The sequence below is a fragment of the Streptomyces sp. UG1 genome (assembly GCF_049974585.1).
Lineage (GTDB): Bacteria > Actinomycetota > Actinomycetes > Streptomycetales > Streptomycetaceae > Streptomyces.
This window is the reverse complement of the sequence record NZ_JBNGGG010000032.1, coordinates 85,686-105,388: the sequence shown is the minus strand read 5'-3', so window position 1 is coordinate 105,388 and position 19,703 is coordinate 85,686. Positions and strand designations below refer to the sequence as shown.

Annotated in this window: 15 protein-coding genes and 1 riboswitch; of the genes, 9 read left to right on the top strand and 6 right to left on the bottom strand. The window is 71.5% G+C overall.

The window, feature by feature from the left end:
- Positions 1–128: 128 nt before the first annotated feature.
- From ACP4J3_RS32140 to ACP4J3_RS32130, 3 genes are all read left to right on the top strand, one after another.
- Entirely contained in the window at positions 129–866 is a 738-nt protein-coding gene (locus ACP4J3_RS32140) for an SDR family oxidoreductase (protein WP_426539648.1), read from the top strand.
- A 601-nt stretch (positions 867–1,467) separates the two neighbouring features.
- Positions 1,468–1,587, top strand: a riboswitch (guanidine-I (ykkC/yxkD leader).
- A gap of 49 nt (positions 1,588–1,636) precedes the next feature.
- Positions 1,637–2,791, top strand: a complete 1,155-nt coding sequence (locus ACP4J3_RS32135; RefSeq protein ID WP_426539647.1) for an agmatinase family protein — start codon at positions 1,637–1,639, stop codon at positions 2,789–2,791.
- Complete coding sequence (locus ACP4J3_RS32130; protein WP_426539645.1) at positions 2,788–4,302, top strand: sodium:solute symporter family protein; 1,515 nt, start codon at positions 2,788–2,790, stop codon at positions 4,300–4,302. Before ACP4J3_RS32135 ends, ACP4J3_RS32130 begins: the two co-directional genes overlap by 4 nt.
- Before the next feature lie 68 nt (positions 4,303–4,370).
- Here the strand turns inward: ACP4J3_RS32130 and ACP4J3_RS32125 are convergent, their stop codons facing one another.
- From ACP4J3_RS32125 to ACP4J3_RS32115, 3 genes are all read right to left on the bottom strand, one after another.
- A complete protein-coding gene (locus ACP4J3_RS32125; RefSeq protein ID WP_426539643.1) occupies positions 4,371–5,423 on the bottom strand; it encodes a LacI family DNA-binding transcriptional regulator in 1,053 nt (350 codons plus the stop codon).
- A gap of 88 nt (positions 5,424–5,511) precedes the next feature.
- A complete protein-coding gene (gene mmuM / locus ACP4J3_RS32120; RefSeq protein WP_426539642.1) occupies positions 5,512–6,432 on the bottom strand; it encodes a homocysteine S-methyltransferase in 921 nt (306 codons plus the stop codon).
- A gap of 190 nt (positions 6,433–6,622) precedes the next feature.
- The gene (locus ACP4J3_RS32115; RefSeq protein ID WP_426539641.1) at positions 6,623–8,740 is read right to left on the bottom strand and encodes an autotransporter; all 2,118 of its coding nucleotides are present in this window, start codon (positions 8,738–8,740) and stop codon (positions 6,623–6,625) included.
- Between the two features lie 243 nt (positions 8,741–8,983).
- Here ACP4J3_RS32115 and ACP4J3_RS32110 point away from each other — a divergent pair, with 243 nt between their 5' ends.
- Together ACP4J3_RS32110 and ACP4J3_RS32105 are read left to right on the top strand one after the other, a co-directional pair.
- Positions 8,984–10,075 (top strand): glycoside hydrolase family 43 protein, encoded by a 1,092-nt coding sequence (locus ACP4J3_RS32110; protein ID WP_426539639.1) that lies wholly within the window; start codon positions 8,984–8,986, stop codon positions 10,073–10,075.
- Position 10,076: 1 nt separating this feature from the next.
- Positions 10,077–11,489, top strand: a complete 1,413-nt coding sequence (locus tag ACP4J3_RS32105) for an RICIN domain-containing protein (RefSeq protein ID WP_426539638.1) — start codon at positions 10,077–10,079, stop codon at positions 11,487–11,489.
- Positions 11,490–11,496: 7 nt separating this feature from the next.
- Here the strand turns inward: ACP4J3_RS32105 and ACP4J3_RS32100 are convergent, their stop codons facing one another.
- On the bottom strand, positions 11,497–13,161 hold the full coding sequence (locus tag ACP4J3_RS32100) for a rhamnogalacturonan lyase B N-terminal domain-containing protein (protein WP_426539637.1): 1,665 nt from the start codon (positions 13,159–13,161) through the stop codon (positions 11,497–11,499).
- A gap of 187 nt (positions 13,162–13,348) precedes the next feature.
- On the opposite strand from ACP4J3_RS32100, the gene ACP4J3_RS32095 reads away from it, so the two are divergent.
- The 4 genes from ACP4J3_RS32095 (at position 13,349) to ACP4J3_RS32080 (ending at position 17,486) form a co-directional block, all read left to right on the top strand.
- Positions 13,349–14,374, top strand: a complete 1,026-nt coding sequence (locus ACP4J3_RS32095) for a rhamnogalacturonan acetylesterase (RefSeq protein ID WP_426539636.1) — start codon at positions 13,349–13,351, stop codon at positions 14,372–14,374.
- A 69-nt stretch (positions 14,375–14,443) separates the two neighbouring features.
- Complete coding sequence (locus tag ACP4J3_RS32090; RefSeq protein ID WP_426539635.1) at positions 14,444–16,132, top strand: DUF2264 domain-containing protein; 1,689 nt, start codon at positions 14,444–14,446, stop codon at positions 16,130–16,132.
- A gap of 64 nt (positions 16,133–16,196) precedes the next feature.
- Entirely contained in the window at positions 16,197–16,994 is a 798-nt protein-coding gene (locus tag ACP4J3_RS32085; protein ID WP_426539634.1) for an isocitrate lyase/PEP mutase family protein, read from the top strand.
- 72 nt (positions 16,995–17,066) lie between these two features.
- On the top strand, positions 17,067–17,486 hold the full coding sequence (locus ACP4J3_RS32080; protein ID WP_426539632.1) for an NUDIX hydrolase: 420 nt from the start codon (positions 17,067–17,069) through the stop codon (positions 17,484–17,486).
- Positions 17,487–17,510: 24 nt separating this feature from the next.
- Here the strand turns inward: ACP4J3_RS32080 and ACP4J3_RS32075 are convergent, their stop codons facing one another.
- A complete protein-coding gene (locus tag ACP4J3_RS32075) occupies positions 17,511–18,236 on the bottom strand; it encodes a hypothetical protein (protein ID WP_426539630.1) in 726 nt (241 codons plus the stop codon).
- A 37-nt stretch (positions 18,237–18,273) separates the two neighbouring features.
- Positions 18,274–19,695 carry a hypothetical protein gene (locus ACP4J3_RS32070; protein WP_426539629.1) on the bottom strand — a complete coding sequence of 474 codons (1,422 nt, stop codon included), beginning with the start codon at positions 19,693–19,695 and terminating at the stop codon, positions 18,274–18,276.
- Positions 19,696–19,703: the final 8 nt, after the last annotated feature.

The following is a 19,703-nucleotide window of genomic DNA, read 5'->3' as shown; positions in this document are numbered from 1 at the left end:
TCAGTTCCAGAACAAATACGGTCTGGATACCAGGCTAAGTCCACCGGAGACTGGTCTGCGAACACGGGCCGCGGCACGGCCTCACATGGTCACACCGGCACCCGGCCGTCCGAGGGAGAGTGCAATTCATGTCCGGAATCAAGGGCAAGACGGTGGCGATCACGGGAGCCGGCAGTGGCATCGGCGAGGCGACCGCGCTGCTGCTCGCCGAGCGCGGCGCGCGACTCGTCCTCGGCGCACGCCGGTCCGAACGCCTGGCGGATCTGGTGTCCCGGATCGAGAAGGCGGGTGGCACGGCCGTGCAGATCCGCACCGACGTGACCCGGCGGGACGACCTGCAGGCCCTGGTCGCGCTGGCCGGTGAGCGCTTCGGCCGACTCGACGTGCTCGTCAGCAATGCCGGAGTCGGCACCATCTCGCCTCTCGACGATCTGCGCGTCGAGGAGTGGGACCACATGGTCGACGTCAACGTGAAGGGCGTGCTGCACGGGATCGGCGCCGCGCTGCCGGTCTTCCGGGCGCAGGGAACCGGCCACTTCATCACCACCGCCTCCACGGCCGCGTTTCGCATCGTGCCGACCATGGCCGTCTACGCCGGTACCAAGGTCGCGGTCCGGGCCATCTGCGAAGGACTGCGCCAGGAAGCCGGCGACTGCCTGCGGGTGACCACCGTCTCACCTGGTGCGACTGCGACCGACTTCGCCGAGGCGTCAACCAACCGCCAGGTCAGAGCAGAGATCACGAAGATGCGGGACGACATCGCGATCCCGCCCGACGCGATCGCCCGGGCCATCGCCTTCGCGATCGAACAGCCTGCCGCGGTCGACGTGAACGACATCGTCGTCCGGCCCACCGCCCAGAGCTGACCTCCCCCGCCCTTCCGGCGCGGACACCCCCAGGCCGTCGCCTGCGCTCTCCCGTAGCGGTCGGTGACCTGTGCCGTCTTGGTGTCCGGCACGCCCCAGGTGGCCGGCTCGGCGATGTCAGGCACCTTCCCGTCGCTGCCCGTTGCGCCACCACCCGGCAGTGCCTCACGCGCCTCGGCCGCGTCGGCCACCACCGGATCGCCCGCGGACACCCGGTCCGCGAACTGTCGCCGCTCCAGATCCATCCCACACGGCCAGCCCCGCCAGGCCGGCGTGGGGCTCGCCCCCCGCTACGGCTGCCCCTGCTGTGGCCAGGGGAGCTGTGGCGCTCATCGCGGCGGTCGCTACGACGGCGGCCAGCTTTCGCAGGCGCAGGACAGAGTCCTCTCCGGCGTCCTCGCCGACGCGTGCATGCACGGCGGTGATCAGTGCGAGCCCTGTACCCGAGCCATGCGTCGGTGCTCGCGGCGAAGATCCGGCGCCCGGCGTTGCCGGCCGGTAACGCCGGCCGGGCGATTCGGCCGGATCGCTGACGCGACGGAAATACGGCCGTCATCCCGCCCTCAAACCCGGCGGGTGTACTACTCGGCGACTCACACCGGTGAGGCGCACCTAGGGTTCCGTCGCCACCGCGGTCGCATCCGCACGGCGAGTCTGGTCCGAGAGGTGCAGGCGGGCCATGTCAGGGCCCGTTCCACGGCGGGACAAAAGCCCGGGAGGTCAGCCACGCTCGGCTGCCTCGCGGCCGGGCGTCGACCGTGGAGCAGCCGATGGTCCACTTCCACCAGCACTATCACGACAACTACGGGCCCGAAGCCCGCCGTGCCGTCGAGGCGGAGGCGAGCCTGCCCACCACCCGGCACGCCGAGGAGATCGCTCGCGGCCTCGAACTCGGACTGCCCGGCGCGGACTCGATCGTCGACCGCACGATCCCCACGTTCTCGCGCGGAGAACTGCCGCACTTCGCCGGGATCAACACCTTCCTCAAGGCCCCGTACATCGAGGACGTGCGGCGCTGCGGCGAGTACGACGTGGCGGTGCTCGGCGCGCCGTTCGACGGGGGCACCACCTACCGTTCCGGCACCCGGTTCGGTCCACAGGGGATTCGCAAGATATCCGCGCTCTACGGCCCGTACAGCTTCGAACTGGGCGTCGATCTGCGGGAGTCCATCACGATCGCGGACCTCGGCGACGTGTTCACCATTCCCGGCAACATCGAGAAGACCTTCGACCAGATCTCGAAGGCGGTGGGGCACGTCTACGCCTCGGGTGCGTTCCCCGTCGTGCTCGGCGGAGACCACTCGATCGGCTACCCGACGACCCGCGCCGTCGCCGAGCACCTCGACGGCGGCAACCTCGGCATCATCCACTTCGACCGGCACGTCGACACACAGGAGACCGACCTCGACGAGCGGATGCACACCACGCCGTGGTTCCACGCCACGGACATCCCCAACGTGCCGCCGAAGAACCTCGTGCAGATCGGCATCGGCGGCTGGCAGGCCCCGCGCCCCGGCGTCAGGGTCGGCCGGGAGCGCGGCACGACCGTCATGACTGTCACCGACTGTGTGGAGATGGGCATCGAGGCCGCCGCCCAGCGGGCCCTCGACGTCGCGTGGGACGGCGCCGACGCGGTCTGGCTCTCGTTCGACGTCGACTGCCTCGACGCGGCCTTCGTGCCCGGCACCGGCTGGCCCGAGCCGGGCGGATTCCTGCCCCGTGAGGTGCTCAAGTTCATCCAGCTGATCGCCGAGCGGCCGCTGGCGGGGATCGAGGTCGTCGAATGTGCCCCGCCGTACGACAACGCGGAGATCACCTCGCTCATCGCCACCCGCGTCATCTGCGACACGCTCGGCTGCCTCGTGCGCGCGGGGCACCTCCCACGCTCCCGGCCTGACGGCCGCTCCTCCAGGAGACAGCCATGATCCTTCTCGGTGTCGGCCTCAGCGTTCTCGCCATTGTCGCCGTCGGACTGTCCGTCGCGCGCAAAGTGGACGGTGACGCCACCAACTTCCTCGTCGCGGGCCGCTCGCTCGCGCTGCCGCTGTCCGCCGCGGGGCTCATGGGCCAGGCGGTGGACACCAACGCGACGCTCGGCAACACCGACCTGTCGGCGGCCGGCGGGTTCTGGGCCGGCGCGAGCCTGCCCATCGGGCTCGCGATCTGCCTCGTGCTGACCGGTCTCTTCTTCGCCAAACGCATGAACCGGATGAAGCTGCTGACCATCGGCGACTTCTATCGCCGCCGCTACGGGCGCGGCGTGGAGATCGCGGCGTCCCTGATGATGATCTTCAGCTTCTGCATTCTGCTCGCCGGGAACCTGGTCGCGGGCGGCTACCTGTTCGAGCAGTTCCTCGGCACCAGCTACACGCTCGGCGTGCTGCTGATCGTGCTCGTCGTGCTGGTCTACACCGCCACCGGCGGCATGTTCAGCGACGCCTACACCGCGTTCGCCCAGATGGTCATCACGGTGTGCGCCACGCTCGGGCTGTTCGTCTGGGTGGCCGTGCGGTACGGAATCAGCGTGCCCGAGGGCATGGGCCCGTTCGACCTCGGCCAGCTCGGCGACACCGCGCAGGGCGCGCCGCTGAACTGGGCGACACTGTTCGCCCTCGGTGTCGGCGACATCGTGGCCATCGACTTCATGCAGCGGATCTTCTCCGCGCGCTCGCCCCAGGTCGCGCAGCGGGCGTGTTTCGTCGGCGCGCTCGGCACCCTGGTCGTGGGCGTGCCGTTCTCTCTCGTGGCGCTGTCCGGCGGCGCGATCCTCGGCCCCGACGGCGCCGACGGGCCGGTGCTGTTCGCGATCCTGGAGCAGGCCGCCCCGACGGGGCTGACGATCCTCGTGCTGGCGGGCATCGTGGCCGCGTCGTGTTCGACCGCGAACGGCGCCATCCTCGGCACGTCGGCGGTCACCGCGCACAACGTGTTCGGAGTGCAGATCGGCGAGCACCAGTCCGGACGGGACCAGCTGCTCCGGGCGACCAGGATCACGCTGCTGCCGGTCGTGGGCATCGCGGTTCTGTTCGCACTGAAGGTGCCCGAGACCGGGATCCTGCTGACGCTCGCGTTCGACGTGATGCTCGCCGCGCTCACCGCGCCGTTCATCTTCGGGCATTACTGGCGGCGCAGCTGCGCACCGGCCGCGGTGGCCGCGATCGCGGTCGGCACGACCGTGCGGCTGGTGCTGTTCGTGCTCACGCCGACCATGTACGGGGCGCCCAACACGCTCTGGCACATCTCCAACGATCTCGTCGGCGCCGACTTCGACGGCTGGGGGACGTTCCTCGCGGCGGGCGCCTCGTTCGGGGCGTTCGCCGTGGTGGCCCTGGCACGCCGGCCCCGGCCGGTGCCGGACATGTTCGCCGTCGAGGAGGGCCCCGAGCCGAGCGGCGTGGCGGGCATCGCGTCGCAGCCTCATCCACAGGAGACGTAGAGCAACCGGCGAAAAGCTGCCCGGTCGGCGGGCATCGACGCCTGGTGGTGGTCCTCAACCGCCGTTCCCTACTCCACCCCCGCCACCGAATCCCGCACCACCACATGCGTGCCCAGCAGCAGATGCTCGTCCGGGTGCTCCGGGGTACGGCCCAGGGCCGTGCGTACCGCGAGGCGGCCCAGTTCCTCGTACGGGACGTGCACCGTCGTGAGCGCGGGGTGCAGGTCGCGGGCGAACGGGATGTCGTCGTAGCCGGCCAGTGACACATCGCCGGGCACGTCCAGGCCGGCCTCGTGCAGGGCGGTGAGCGCGCCCGCGGCGACCATGTCGGTGGCGGCCACCACGGCCGTGAACTCCAGCCCCTCCTTCAGGGCCTCCCGCATCAGGCGGTGGCCGGAGTCGCGGGTGAAGTCACCGTGCCGCAGCAGCACCGGGTCGGGGTCCAGGCCCCGGGCGCGGTGGGCGGCGAGATAGCCGCGCTCGCGGCCCTGCGCCGTGGTGTGGTCCGCCCCGCCGCCGAGGAACAGCACACGCCGGTGGCCCTGGGTGAGGACGTGGGCGACCAGCGCGTAGGCGCCGCCCTCGTTGTCGTACTCGATGACCGTGACCGGCGCCCCGGGGCCCAGCGGCGGCCTGCCGCACAGCACCAGCCGGGAGCCCGCCGACGCCAGCGAGTCGGCCATCCGGCGGGTGCGCTCGCGGTACTCGGGGGTGTCGGCCGAGCCGCCGACCAGGATCACGGCGGCGGCCCGCTGGGCGCGCATCATCTCGACGAACTCGACCTCGTGCTGGACATCGCCCTCCGTGGTGCACACCAGGCACAGATGCCCGAGCCGCCTCGCCTCCCGCTCCACCCCGTACGCCATGTGCGCGAACGACGGCCCGGTGATGTCCTCCAGCACGAACGCCAGCGTGGGCGTGCCGACCCCCGCCACCGCCTTGGCGCGCGCGTCCGCGACGTAGTCCAGGTCACGGACCGCCCGCTGCACACGCGAGCGGGTCGACGCGCTCACCGGATACACCCCGCCGAGCACCCGGGACACGGTCGACGCGGACACCCCCGCACGCGCCGCCACGTCCCGGATGGTGCTGCGCCCGGCGTCCTCGCTCTTTCTGGTCATGTCTGCCTCGCCCCCTGGAGCTGCGGGAACACGGCAGCAACCGGTTCCCGACCGGAGGCTAGCAGTGCGGTGGCAGGGCTGACAGGCGTTACGCCTTCAACACCCTCGCGATGGACGCGACCGCGTCCGGGCCCACCCGGCAGCAGCCGCCGATCAGCCGCGCACCGGACGCCCGCCACCCCAGGACCTCCTCGGCCGTGAAGGTGGCGCGCCCGTCCCAGGCCCGTGCCTCGGCGTTCCAGGCCTCACCGCTGTTGGGGTAGACGACGACCGGCTTGCCCGTGGCCCGGGCCGCGATCTCGACGGCGCCCTCGACGTCCCCGGGCGCACAGCAGTTCACGCCGACCGCGATCACCTCGTCCGCGTCCGCGGCCGGGGCGAAGGCCTCCTGAAGCGGCTGCCCGGCGCGGGTGCGCTCCCCGGCGACGGAGTACGACAGCCAGGCCGGGACGCCGAGCCCGCGCACCGCCCGCAGCAGCGCCCGCGCCTCGTCGGCGTCGGGAACCGTTTCCAGGGCGAGGACATCGGGCCGGGCCGCCGCCAGCACTTCCATGCGCGGCCGGTGGAAGCGCTCCAGCTCGTCCACGCTCAGCCCGTATCGGCCCCGGTACTCGGAGCCGTCCGCCAGCATCGCCCCGTACGGACCGACCGAGGCGGCCACCCACAACGGGCGCGTGACGCCCTCGGCCCGCGCCCGCCGCACCGCCTCGCGCGCCGACTCCACGCTCAGCGCGAGCAGTTCGGCCGCCCGTTCCCGACCGATGCCGCGCCGCGCGAACCCCTCGAACGTGGCCTGATAGCTGGCGGTGATCGCCACGTCCGCGCCCGCCCGGAAGTAGGCCAGGTGCGCCTCGGTGATCGCCTCCGGCGACTCCGCGAGCAGCCGCGCCGACCACAGTTCGTCACTCAGGTCGTGTCCGGCGGACTCGAGCTGGTTGGACATCCCGCCGTCGAGGACGACCGTCCCGGCGGCGAGGGCTGCGGCGAGGGGGATGGCGATGCTGGTCATGGTCTCGACGGTAGTCGAGACGGGGCCGGCCGCCGGAGCAGGGCCTGAGCTGAGCCGGGGGAGTCGGCCGCGGTTCGGCGGCGCCTTGAGAGTGCGCGGGGCTGCCGCCGGCCACGACCAGTCCGCGGACGGCCGACGGCACATCGCGGCCCCGCGGCGGAGCCGCCGACCGGCACAGCCGGCGGAGCGCTCAGCCCTGCGCCGCGTGCCGCCCGCCCCGCCGTCGGCCGCGCCCGCGTCCCCACCGCGTCGCCGGCACCATCAGCCCCACGAGCAGCCCGGCGGCCAGGACGTACGGCCACCAGCCGAGGCCGTTGCCCGCGGCGCTCGTGGTGCGGTCGCCGGGGGAGGCGGCCGTGTCGGCGGCGGTGCGGGGGCTGTCGGAGCCGGGGGAGGGGCTCGCGGTGACGGCCGTGAGGACCACGTCGTTGCCGTCGCCGCCCCGGTAGGAGATGCGGTACGTGGTGTCGTCGAGTTGGAGCCTGTCGCCCTCGTCGAGGCCGGTGAAGGTGCCGGTCGTCCTGGCCCGGCCCCGGTGGTCGAGGACCGTGATCGTGCGGGCCGGCTCGCTCGAGGTGGCGGCGGACGCGAGGTCCAGGTTCCCGGCCAGGCGGACCGTGCCGGTCACCTTCAACGGGCCGTCGCGCAGCACCAGTTCGCCCTTCGCCGACTGCGTGTAGTCGCCGGCGACGGTCAGCCCGGTCGCGACCACGCCGTCATTCGTCACCGCTCCCGCGACGGTGCCCTTGCCGCTCAGCGTCGTCGCCACGCGAAGGCCCGACGTGCCCGCGTCCAGGCGGGAGCCGGCGGAGGAGAGCGTGATCGCCCTGCTGCGGTCGAGGGTCGCGCCGCCGCGCAGCGCAAGGGTGCCCTTCTTGACCGTCGTCTTGCCGGTGTACGACACCGAGGTGCCGGTCAGCGTCGCCCTCGCGGACCCCGCCTGGGTCACCGAACCGGTGCCGCTGACGCGGGAGAGGGTGAGGGGCTTGCCGACGTTGTTCAGGACCAGCGAGCCGTTGTTGACGACCTTGTAGCTGCCGCCCTTCGTGTAGAGCCCGCCGTCGCCGCCCCGCTTGCCGCTGCCCAGCCGCAGCACCGCGCCCTTCTCGACCGTCGTCGAGCCGTCGTAGTACTGCACGGCCGCGAAGGTGACGTCGTTGCCCTTCGTGCCCTTGAGGACGATGTCGCCGGCGCCGGGCGCGGAGAGCGTGTCGTGGAACACTCCGCCGCCGATGGGGGCGCCCAGCGTCACCGGGCCGTTGTAGTTGAAGGTGAGGAGCGAACGCGACCTGGCCGCCAGCAGGTTGATGTAGACCGTCTCGGCGGTCCCGGGCATGAAGATCTTGTTCGTCGTCCCGTCGCCCCACTGGACGTTGGCGCCCTTGATGTTGGTGCCGCGCTTGTTGACGTTCTTGCGCGCCGGTGTCCAGTTCAGGGCCGGGTCGCTGAGCGAGGGGTTGGTGTCGCCGCCCTGGTCGGACCAGCTGTACTGGCCGGTGAGCACGACCTTGCTGCCCGGCCGGGACTGGACGTTGATGTCGCTGCCGTACTCGCGCTGGTAGAAGTCCATGCCCATGGTCACGGTCTGACCGAGCGGCGTGTCCACGGTCCAGGTGCCCTGGTTGAGGACCTTGCGCATGTTCGGCAGCGATGTGGCGAACTCCGGCGCGCCGGCGTTGAGCTGCGTGCCGTTGTCGATCACCCCGGAGAAGGAGTGGGTGCCCGACAGGGCCCAGCTGCCCCAGAGGAAGCGTGGCTGGGTGATCAGTCCGGAGCCGCTGATCGTGCCCAGGTTGTAGGCGCTCGTCAGGGACAGCCGCAGGGTGCCGTCGACCCGGATGTTGTTCTGGTTGAGCCGGAACGCCGGGGTGTTGTACGGGAAGTGGCCGATCAGCCCGCTGGTGCCGCCGTTGCCGTACTGCAGGGTCGCCCCGCGCTCGACGGTGATCGCGGGCGGGTCGGGGCGGGTCGTGGTGACGTAGGGGTGGTTGCCGCCGCGGACGCTCACCTTCTGCCGCTGCCGCGACTTCGGCAGCGTGAAGTCGCTGTCCCTGGTCAGGATCAGCGTGCCGGTGCCGCGCACGGTGAGGGTGCCCGCGCCGCGGAAGACGCCGTCGTACGTCGTCGTTCCGGGCGGCACGGTCACCACCGTGTCGCCGTCGAGCGTCACGTCCCGGCCCCCGAGCACATCGGCGGATATGTCCCGGGGGCCGGCGGCCACCGCCGTGGGGGAAGCGGTGACAGTGAGGGCGGCGACCGTGGCGAGGGCGCCGGCGGCCGCTGCTGTCTTGTGGGTAAAGGTGCGCACGGTATGGGAGACGGGGCGGGAGGCGGGCGATAACAAAAAATCGCACCCGGGACAGAAAATCGCACCCGGGACAGAAAGCGCGACCAGAAAGCGCTCTCCCTCATCCCGTCCGACCCGTTGACCTCCACGTTCCACGCCCTTACCTTTTCGGCGTTCGTAATGACAGATCATGCCCGGTATTTCGAACATCCCCATGGGGTCCCCCATGAGATCCCCCATAAGAACCCCCGAGAGGCAGTCCGTATGAGCCGCGAAAACGACCTGCCCGAACCCCCCAGCCGCAGGCTGCTGTTGAAGGGCGCCGCGGCCGCCGGCGCCCTGACCGCCGCCTCGGCCGTCCCCGGCGTCGCCCACGCCGCGCCCCGACGGGCCGTCCCGTACGAGAACCCCCTCGTCCGGCAGCGCGCCGACCCCCACATCCACCGCCACATCGACGGGCGCTACTACTTCACCGCCACCGCCCCCGAGTACGACCGGATCATCCTGCGCCGCTCCCGCACCCTGAACGGCCTGTCCACGGCCGCCGAGTCGGTCATCTGGAGGGCCCACCCCACCGGCGACATGGGCGCCCACATCTGGGCCCCGGAGCTGCACCGCATCGGCGGCAAGTGGTACATCTACTTCGCCGCCGCGCCCGCCGAGGACGTGTGGCGGATCCGTATCTGGGTCCTGGAGAACGCCCATCCCGACCCGTTCAAGGGCACCTGGGTGGAGCGGGGCCAGGTCAAGACGGCCTGGGAGACCTTCTCCCTGGACGCCACCACCTTCACCCACCGAGGCACCCGCTACCTCTGCTGGGCGCAGCACGAGCCCGGCATGGACAACAACACCGGCCTCTTCCTGTCGAAGATGGCGAACCCGTGGACCCTGACGGGTCCTCAAGTGCGGCTGTCCACCCCGGAGTACGACTGGGAGTGCATCGGCTTCAAGGTCAACGAGGGCGCGTACGTCCTCAAGCGCAACGGCCGGATCTTCCTCACCTACTCGGCCTCCGCCACCGACTCCAACTACTGCGTCGGCCTGCTGACCGCCGACGCCGACGGCGACCTGATGGACCCGGCGAGCTGGGCCAAGTCGCCGACCCCGGTCTTCACCAGCAACGACACCACCCAGCAGTACGGCCCCGGCCACAACTGCTTCACCGTCGCCGAGGACGGCCGCACCGACGTCCTCGTCTACCACGCCCGCCAGTACAAGGAGATCGACGGCGACCCGCTCAACGACCCCAACCGGCACACCCGCATCCAGAAGCTGAACTGGAACGCGGACGGCACCCCGGACTTCGGCATACCCGTGGCGGACACGTCCGCCGTGACCGTGGAGGAGAGTGCTTGAGATGAGACGTGTGTACGCGGTTCTGCTCGCCCTCTGTCTGGCCCTGGCCGGCGCCCTGGCCACCGCGGGTCCGGCCGCGGCGGCGCCGCAGACCGTCACCACCGGCACGCAGTTCACCGACACCTCGGGCAACCCGGTGCACGCCCACGGCGGCGGGGTCATCAAGGTCGGCTCCTACTACTACTGGTTCGGTGAGAACCGCAACGCCGACAACACGTTCCGGTACGTGTCCGCCTACCGCTCCACCGACCTGAAGAACTGGGAGTTCAGGAACCACGTCCTGACCCAGTCCAGCCACTCGGAGCTGGCCACGGCCAACATCGAGCGCCCGAAGGTCATGTACAACGCGGCCACCGGCAAGTTCGTGATGTGGATGCACAAGGAGAACGGCGTCGACTACAGCGAGGCCCGTGCCGCCGTCGCCGTCTCCGACACCGTGGACGGCGACTACACCTGGCAGGGCAGCTTCCGCCCGCTCGGCCGGCACATGTCCCGCGACATCACGGTGTTCGTCGACACCGACGGCACCGGGTACATGGTCTCCGCCGCCCGCGAGAACTACGACCTGCACATCTACCGTCTGACCAGCGACTACACCGGCATCGCCGCGCTGGTCGCCGACCCCTGGCACGGCGGCCACCGCGAGGCCCCCGCCCTGTTCAAGCGGGGCGGCGTCTATTTCATGCTGACGTCGGGCGCCACCGGCTGGTACCCCAACCAGCAGCAGTACGCCACCGCCACCAGCCTCGCCGGCCCGTGGACCGCGATGAGGAACGTCGGCGACTCCACGACCTACGGCTCGCAGACGGCGTACGTCCTGCCCGTACAGGGCAGTTCGACCACCTCGTACCTCTACCTCGGCGACCGCTGGGGCAACTCCTTCGGCGGCAAGGTCAACGACTCCCGCTACGTCTGGCTGCCGCTGGCCTTCCCGTCCTCGACCTCGATGTCCATGTCCTGGTCCCCGGAGGTCACCGTCGACACGGCCACCGGCTCGATCGGCGGCACCAGCGCCACGTACCACACGCTGACCGCGCGGCACAGCGGCCGGTGTGCCGATGTCACCAGCCAGTCGCAGTGGCAGGGCGCCCAGATCAAGCAGTACGACTGCAACGGCGGCACCAACCAGAGGTACTGGTTCAAGTCCGTCGGCAGCGGCTACTACCAGCTCGTCACCCGGCACAGCTCCCTGTGCGTCCAGGAGAACGCGAGCACGGTCACCCAGGAGAACTGCAACAGCTCCGCGACCGGCCAGCAGTGGTCGCTCACGACCACCGGCTCCTACGTGAACATCAAGTCCCGAGCGACCGGCGAGTGCCTGGACGTCAGCGGCGCGTCCACCGCCAACTCCGCCGCGGTCATCACCTACACCTGCAACGGAGGTACCAACCAGCAGTGGACGCGCGGGACGTGAGGTGCCGTCAGGCCAGCAGGTCGATCGCGTCGATCGCCGTGCCCGCGCTGAGATAGCCGGTCAGCCCCGAACCGCTCACCACGTCGATCCTGAGCACGTTGTACTGGCCGGTGTCCGTCTTCCAGGCGGACGCCGGCACGCTGTAGGTGAACGTGTGGTTGTTGCCCCGGTAGGAACCGTTGGTCAGCGACCGGGTGTTCGGCTGGGTGGGCGGGGAGGGGACGGCGGACGTCCAGGCGTCGTTCACCGTGATCTGGGGGCGGCCGTTGGCGTACGCCGTCGTCACTCCGATCCGCAGCGTGTGCGCGGCCGCCGCCTGGGCCGCCGTCAGCCGGAAGTACACCAGGATCCCGCTGTTGACGTCCTTCCAGAGATAGCAGGGGAAGGCCGACGTCTCGTTGTTGCCGATGACGACATTGCCGGTCCAGGGCGCCGCCCGGACGTCGGACGGATGCGCGTACGTCATCAGCTCGGCGTTCTTGAAGCCGCTCGGCGTGCCGTTCCAGTCGCCGATCCGCCAGATGGCCGCGGCGTTGGCCGGGTCGTTGGAGGACGGGATCGTGAGGGTGTTCAGGGTGGTCGTGGCACCGGCCGTAACCGTCACCGACCCCGTGTGCACGGCGAGTTCGCCCTTGAAGACGGTCAGGGTGTACGTCCCCGGCAGCACGCCCCCGATCGAGAAGTAGCCGTCCGAGGAGCGCGCCGAACCCCAGTACTGGGCCGCCGAGTTGGCGAGCCCGACGGTGTACGGGTACGCCGTGTTCCGCCCGGCGATCCCGACCCCGGCCACCTTGCCGCGCCCGCCCGCGCCGACGTACCCGGACATGCCGAGCGAGTCCGCCCACGAGGTGGTCAGCGTGCCCGGGAACAGCGACGCGGAGGGCGCCCCGCCGTCCGTGAGGGCGATGACGTACGGGCCCTGGAGGCCGAAGCGCTGGGCCTCGGTCTGGTTCTGGCCGTAGTACAGGATCTCGTACAGGCCGCCGCCGTCCGCGCTCTGGTGGCGCAGCAGGGAGCGGTAGAACGGGCCGCCGGAGGCCTTCTCGTGGTTGCTGCGCACGATCCACAGGCCGACGCCGCCGCCCGACCAGCCGATGTAGTCGTAGTCCATGACCCGCAGCCTCGAATAGTGCTTGGAGCGGGTCTGGCCGTCGGACTTGGCGAACACGTCCGAGGCCTCGACGGTGGTGGGCGCGTAGGTGTAGGAGTCGGGCTCGTCGTTGAGGAACAGGCCCTTGCGCACCCGCAGGATGTAGCGGGTCGCCGAGACGGACGTGTCGGCCTTGTTCGTCCACAGGTAGATGTTGTTCTCGCCGCTGCGGGCCGCGTAGTAGTGCCGCAGCGTGCCGTACGCGACCGAGATCAGGATCGTCGAACCCGACTGCCTGATGGACACCGTGGAGCTGCCGAGGCCGGACTCGATGTGCGAGTTCTTGCCTCCGTAGCCCTGGTACTCCGTGCCCCGGTAGATCAGCGAGGTCAGGTCGCCGTTGGACTTGCTGACCTTGAAGACGAGGTCGGCGCCGGTGTCGACGACGTAGTTCGAGCCGTCGTCGCGCCAGCCGAAGGCCGCGGCGCGCGCCGTGCCGGCGAGTGCCGCCGTGCCTGCGGCGGCCGTGGCGCCGAGGACGAAGGTGCGGCGGTGAACGGATCTGTCGGGGGATCCGGACATGGGGGTGCCTCCTTCGGTGTGGGGGTGCGAGTGCTGTGCAGAGTGACAGTTGAATCGATTTCGCGAAAGGGCTTGCGCCAAGGTTGGACTGGCATGTTCTGTTGTCTGGGTGCACGGTCTAGAAAGCGCTTGTCGAAACGGGTACGGTCCAGGCGCACGCCGGGTCCGTCCGAGCGAGGAGTCGCGTATGAGACGTTTCAGCACCGCCGTACTGGTGGCGGCCACCCTGGGAACCGCGTTGACCGCGACACCGGCCCAGGCCCGCGCCGACGCCCACTGCACCGCCACCGCCTGCCACTTCGACGTCCCGCCCGGTACCTACGACGTGAAGGTCCTCCTCGGCGGCGAGGCGGAGTCGAGCACGAGCATCGTCGGGGAGACGCGTCGCACCCTGCTCCCCGAGACATCCGCACCGGCGGGGCAGCGGGTGGCGCGCAGCTTCACCGTCGACGTGCGCACCCCCGAGGGTGAGCCGACGGGCCCCGAGGGCACCCCCGGCCTCGACCTGCTGCTCGGCGGCGCGGCCCCCGCACTGGCCGACATCAAGGTCACTCCCGCCCGCCGTGCCCGCCAGATCCTCCTCGTCGGCGACTCCACACTCTGCGACCAGCCCGGCGACCCGTACTCCGGCTGGGGCCAGCAACTGCCGCAGTACCTGCGCAAGGGCCTGTCCGTCGCCAACCACGCCGACTCCGGCGAGAGCACGGTCAGCTATCTCGCCGACCCCCGCCTGTGGGCCACCGTCGAGCCCCGCATCCGCCCCGGCGACCTGGTCCTGATCCAGCTCGCCCACAACGACAAGACGACCGACGGGGCGACGTACCGCGCGAATCTGGAGACACTGGTGGACGGCGTGCGCGCCAAGGGCGGCGAGCCGGTCCTCGTCACCCCGATCGTGCGCCGCTGGTTCAACTCCGACGGCACGCTGAACAATGGCACGGCCCTGCTGGTCAACGGCCTGGGCGTGAACCACCCCGCGGTCATCCGCTCGGTCGCCGCCGACCGGGAGGTCCCCCTGATCGACCTGACGGCGAAGACCAAGGCGCTGGTGGAGTCCCTGGGCGTGGAGGCGTCCAAGGCGCTGTACCTCTACAACGAGAAACGGGACAACACCCACACCTCGGTGCACGGCGCCACGGTGTACGCGAGCCTCGTCCGCGACGAACTCGTCGCCCGGCATCTGGTGCCCCAGGGCCAGGTGCGGGTGGGATGAACCCCTGGGGCGTCTCGACCGGAACCGGGGCGCCCCAGGTCCGATCTTTCTCGAGCCGGAATGAGAACCATGCACCTGCCGCCCGACGACCGCACCCTCAGCCCGTACACCGGCTACACCCGCGCCCACTGGGAGGCGGCCGCCGACGCCCTGCTGGCCGCGGTGGAGCCGTACGCCACCGAGGACCGCGCCCTCTACCACTTCCCCGGCGACCGGGAGAGCTGGTCGGGCCGTCTCTCCGACGGCCTGGAGGGGTACGCCCGGACGCTGCTGCTCGCGGCCTTCCGCCGGGACGAGACCGCGTTGGAGCGGTACGCCGACGGGCTCGCGGCCGGCACGTCAGGAGTCTGGCCCCGGATCGAGGACCGCAGCCAGCCGCTGGTCGAGGCGGCGTCGATCGCGCTCGCGCTGCGGCTGACCCGGCCGCTGCTGTGGGACCGGCTGGACGACGACGTACGACAGCGGGCGGCGGCCTGGCTCGGAGACGGGCTCACCGCCGAAGCCTGGCCCTGCAACTGGGAGTTGTTCCCGGTGACGGTGGGCGGCTTCCTGAAGGAGATCGGGTACGAGACCGAGGAGTCCGGCAAGGCGATCGACCGGGGCCTGGAGCGGATCGAGGACTGGTACGTCGGCGACGGCTGGTACACGGACGGCGACGGCCGGAAGTACGACTACTACAACGGCTGGGCGATGCACCTGTATCCGGTGCTGCACGCGTGGCTGGCCCGGGACGAGAGGCTGCTGGAGCTGTACGGGGGACGGCTCTCGCGCCATCTCGACGACTACGCCCGCCTGTTCGGCGGCGACGGCGCGCCGATGCACCAGGGCCGCTCCCTGACGTACCGGTTCGCGACGACGGCTCCGCTGTGGCTGGGCGCGCTCACCGGCCGTACGCCGCTGTCGCCGGGCGAGACCCGGCGGCTGGCCTCCGGTGCGCTGAGGTACTTCCTCCAGCGGGGCGCGGTGGACACGAACGGCCTGCTCACCCTCGGCTGGCACGGCCCCGACGAGACGGTCCTGCAAGGCTATTCGGGTCCGGCCTCCCCGTACTGGGCGAGCAAGGGCTTCCTCGCCCTGCTCCTGCCGGCGGAGCACGAGGTCTGGACGGCGACGGAGGAACCGGGCCCGGCCGAGCGCGCGGACGCGATCACGCCGATCGCCGCCCCCAACTGGCTGCTGCAGTCCACGAGTTCGGACGGCGTCGTGCGGCTCCACAACCACGGCAGCGAGGACGTCCGCTACGACCCGTACTACACGCGCCTCGCCTACTCGACGGCCACCCGGCCCGCACCGTCGTACGACAACAGCGTGCTCGTCGGCGGCGACCCGAGCCGTACGGACATCGTGCCGCTGGGGGCCGGGGAGGGCTGGGTGGCATCCCGGCACTCGGTCGGTGAGTCGGTCCGGGTGACCAACGTGGTGCTCGCGCAGGGGGCCGTGGAGGTGCGGGCCCATCTGGTGGCGGGGGCGGAGCCGGGGACGCCGGTGCGGGTCACCGGGTGGGCCTGCGGGGACGGTGTACGCGCCGAGCTGCGGCCCGTCACCGGTCTGAGCCGCGACCTCTCCGGTGTCACCGGCGACGGACCCACCCTCTTCGTCGCCCTCGCCCGCCTCACGGCCGAGCCGGACCCCGCGCCGCTGGAGGAGCTGGTGTCCGTGCACGTGGACGGCGAGGACGGGCTGCGCGTCCGCTGGAGCGACGGGCGTGAGGTCCGGGTGCGGTTGGTGGACGGGGAGGGTGTCGGCGTACGGGGCTGACGGGTCTTGCGGAAGTCATGCACTTCGGTGGCCACCGAACTGACGTGGGCCTAGCGTGCCTGACATGACGGAATCCGCCCACAAGCACCCGTTCGCCGAACTCCATCACGGCGACGAACCCCTGCTCCTCCCCAACGCCTGGGACCACGCCTCGGCGCGGGCGCTCGCCGCGCAGGGGTTCCCCGCGATCGGCACGACCAGCCTCGGGGTCGCGGCGGCCGTCGGCCTGCCCGACGGGGCGTCGGCCACCCGCGACGAGACCCTCCGCCTGGCCTTCGCCCTCGGCTCGGGACCGTACCTGCTGACCGTCGACGCGGAGGACGGCTACAGCGACGACCCCGACGAGGTGGGGGAGTTCGCCCGGGAGCTGGCCGCCGTGGGAGCCGTCGGCATCAACCTGGAGGACCGTCTCGGCCCGCCCGCGCCGCACGCCGCGAAGATCGCCGCCGTCAAGGCCGCCGCCCCGGTCCTCTTCGTCAACGCCCGCACCGACACGTACTGGCTGGGCGGCGGGGAGGCGGACACGAAGGACCGCCTCGATGTCTATCAACAGGCGGGCGCGGACGGGGTGTTCGTGCCGGGAGTCACCGAACCACGGCAGATCGCCGACCTGGTGAGACACCTCGACGTCCCCCTCAACATCCTCTACACCCCGGCCGGCCCCACCGTCCCCCAACTCGCCGGCCTCGGCGTCCGCCGCATCAGCCTCGGCTCGCTGCTCTACCGGCGGGCGCTGGGCGCGGCGGTGGAGGCCATGGGGGAGATCCGGGAGGGGCGGACGCCGGGTGGGGTCGTGCCCTCGTACGGCGATGTGGACGCGCTCAGCCGGCGAAGCGACCTGACTCACAGCGACGAGGCGTAGGCCCTGTTAGGCTTGAAGCTTTCCCGGGTATCAGACACTTTGGACTCATCACCGGCGAGGGACCGAGGAACCATGACCATGGACATCCCCGGCGACAGGCGACTGGCGGCCGCCGTCGTGATGGACGACCAGCAGCGGGTGCTCCTGGTGCGCCGCAGCGAGAAGGAGCGGTTCCTGCCCCGGGTCTGGGGTGTTCCCTGCGGGAAGCTGGAGCCCGGTGAGAGTCCCGAGGACGGCGCCCTGCGCGAGCTGAAGGAAGAGACCGGGCTGCTCGGCGAGATCGTCAGCCGGATCGGCGAGTCGTCCTTCGTCAGCGACTACCAGGGGCACGAGATCAAGAACTGGCAGGAGAACTTCCTGGTCAGGCCCTTGACCGGGGCGATCACCCTGCCCGAGCCCGACCAGGACTCCGCCTGGCTCGCCCGCGCCGACCTGACGAGCGTCGACATCGACGCGTACAACCTCGACATCGTCCGGCAGGCCTTCGCCTGAGTGACCTGAGCCGACCTGAGTGACCTATGTGCGGAGCTGCTCCGCCAGTCCTCGCAGCGCCGCCAGATACTCCGCCGTCGTCAGCGGCACCTTCGCCACCGCGCCCGGATGCGGGCCCGCCGCCGTGAACACATCGGTGTGGCTGCGCCGTTCGGCGCCCGTCTCCAGGAACAGCGTCACCGTCGGCGCGTCCGTGTCGCACCACGCCCGGTGCAGGGTGTGCGCGGGCAGGGCATAGGAGCTGCCCGCCGCGTACTGGCCCACATGCGTCAGCCGCAGCCGCGCCGGACCGGCCGGCGTGAGCACCCAGTCGGCCGAACTCTCCGCCAGCGACTCCTCGTACCGCGCCGCCGCGACCCCGCCTGCACTGTCGTCGACCTCATATAGCTCCATCGCCAGTCGGCCCCGCACGACACAGGAGGCCAGCGGAGAACGGTGGTTGTGGATGTCCTCCTTGCCGATCGCCCCGGCGCCGGGGTGCCACACATGCGCTCGCAGCATCTGGCGCGGGCCGCCGTCGATCAGCAACAGCTTGTCGAAGCCGAGCACATGACGGTACGACAGTGGGGCGCAGCTCTCCGGATCGCCCTCGCCGGAGGCGAGTTCGGCGATCAGCTCCAGCAGCCGCTCGGGGGAGCCGAGTTCGGTGACTACGGAGCGTGCCGCGGTGACCAGCTCGTGCCCGGGCGGGTCATCGCCCAGCGCCCCGGACAGCAGCCGCTGCGCCGCCAGGACCTGCCGACCACCCATGCACCCGTCCTCCGACTCCCGCTCTTCAACAGCGACTTCAGCCACCCGGCTGGTACATCCATACGGCATGCGCGCGCAGCGCCGAAAGACCTTGATAGGTCATCCACATCGGCCGCCGCTCCTCGGTGCTCTCACCCGGGCCCCACCGCCAGATGCCGTCCGTCTGCCCCGCCCACACCGCGGCCATCGCCCCCTCCAGCCGCACCCGCAGCTCGTCCTGAAGCCCCTCGGCGCGGGCGATCTCCAGGGCGCCCGGCGAGAGCAGGGCGCGGGCCAGCCAGGAGGCGGTGAAGTGCCGTACGTTCAGCACCTCGTGGCGGGTCGGGTCGTCCGTGCGGGGGCGGCGTACCTCCTCGTGGAGGTTGGCCAGGTCCGGGCAGGTGTCGTGCGGGGCGTCCGGGCAGGACAGCAGCCAGCGGATGCCGTCCTCGCGGGCGGCACGGGCGCGGGCGGCGCGCGCGTCGCCCTCCTCGCCCAGCGCCCGGGCGGCCCGGTCGAGGGCGACGACGGCCTGGGCGGTGTGCAGCGGGGACGGGCTGCCGTACGGGGGCTGGAGGCGGTAGCCCCAGGCGCGCAGATGGTCGCGGCGGGGGTCGCTGATCGCGCCGTCCGCGAGGGCCTCGCGCAGCACGGGCAGGATGTCGGAGCGGGGCGCGGCGCGCAGCAGCCCGCGCAGCACGGTCGTCACGACATGGGTCGACTCGTGCCCGGTGCGGTCGAGTCGGCGGGTGAACCCGTTGGCGCAGCGGTCCACCTCCGCCGCCAGCAGCTCCGCGGAGGCGCCCGCCCGGGCCAGCGCGCCCAGCACCAGCGCGGTGACCTCCGGACGCGGCTCGGACCCCTGCGAGCGCGCCGACCAGCCGCCCTCGGGCAGCCGCAGCCGCCACAGCGTGTCCACCAGGTCGCCGGTGCTCAGCCGTCCCTCGGGCACGCCGAGGTCGAGCATGATGTGCAGGCCGTACGCGGTGCCGACGGGCGTGGGCCGCGACGGAGTGTCCTCGCCGAGGGAGTGCGGCCAGCCGGTGAGCCGGCCGCGCTCGGGGTCCGGCACGACCGACACCTGCTCGACGAGGGTGTCGTAGGCGGCGGCGAAGACCCGCGGCAGCGGTCCGGGCGCCCCCGGAGCCATCGCGGCCGGCCCCACGACGGGGGCCGCGGCGGGAGCGGCCGCCGCCCGCGCCCGCAGCAGGCCCGCCGCCAGCCAGGCCGCGACGAAGGTGCCGAGTCCGCTGACGCCGGAGATCAGATACCGGGCGGCCGCACCGTCGATGGAGTCGGGCAGCACGCTGAACAGAAACTGGAACACGCCGTACCCGGCGGCCGCTGCCCCGAGCCCGCCGAGCCAGCCGACGAAGCGCGCCGGAGGCGAGTTGTCCGAGCGTTCCCCGTCGGGAGCGGGCGGCGTGGGGCCGGGGCGACGGGACCTCAAAGGGCCGCGTCCGAGCTGCTGTTGGGACAAGACGCTCC

What these genes read in the sequence shown, in the direction of transcription:
- ACP4J3_RS32140 (WP_426539648.1), top strand. Translation starts at nt 129, where the DNA reads ATGTCCGGAATCAAGGGCAAGACGGTGGCGATCACGGGAGCCGGCAGT.
- ACP4J3_RS32135 (WP_426539647.1), top strand. Translation starts at nt 1,637, where the DNA reads ATGGTCCACTTCCACCAGCACTATCACGACAACTACGGGCCCGAAGCC.
- ACP4J3_RS32130 (WP_426539645.1), top strand. Translation starts at nt 2,788, where the DNA reads ATGATCCTTCTCGGTGTCGGCCTCAGCGTTCTCGCCATTGTCGCCGTC.
- ACP4J3_RS32125 (WP_426539643.1), bottom strand. Translation starts at nt 5,423, where the DNA reads ATGACCAGAAAGAGCGAGGACGCCGGGCGCAGCACCATCCGGGACGTG.
- mmuM (WP_426539642.1), bottom strand. Translation starts at nt 6,432, where the DNA reads ATGACCAGCATCGCCATCCCCCTCGCCGCAGCCCTCGCCGCCGGGACG.
- ACP4J3_RS32110 (WP_426539639.1), top strand. Translation starts at nt 8,984, where the DNA reads ATGAGCCGCGAAAACGACCTGCCCGAACCCCCCAGCCGCAGGCTGCTG.
- ACP4J3_RS32105 (WP_426539638.1), top strand. Translation starts at nt 10,077, where the DNA reads ATGAGACGTGTGTACGCGGTTCTGCTCGCCCTCTGTCTGGCCCTGGCC.
- ACP4J3_RS32100 (WP_426539637.1), bottom strand. Translation starts at nt 13,161, where the DNA reads ATGTCCGGATCCCCCGACAGATCCGTTCACCGCCGCACCTTCGTCCTC.
- ACP4J3_RS32095 (WP_426539636.1), top strand. Translation starts at nt 13,349, where the DNA reads ATGAGACGTTTCAGCACCGCCGTACTGGTGGCGGCCACCCTGGGAACC.
- ACP4J3_RS32090 (WP_426539635.1), top strand. Translation starts at nt 14,444, where the DNA reads ATGCACCTGCCGCCCGACGACCGCACCCTCAGCCCGTACACCGGCTAC.
- ACP4J3_RS32085 (WP_426539634.1), top strand. Translation starts at nt 16,197, where the DNA reads ATGACGGAATCCGCCCACAAGCACCCGTTCGCCGAACTCCATCACGGC.
- ACP4J3_RS32080 (WP_426539632.1), top strand. Translation starts at nt 17,067, where the DNA reads ATGACCATGGACATCCCCGGCGACAGGCGACTGGCGGCCGCCGTCGTG.
- ACP4J3_RS32075 (WP_426539630.1), bottom strand. Translation starts at nt 18,236, where the DNA reads ATGGGTGGTCGGCAGGTCCTGGCGGCGCAGCGGCTGCTGTCCGGGGCG.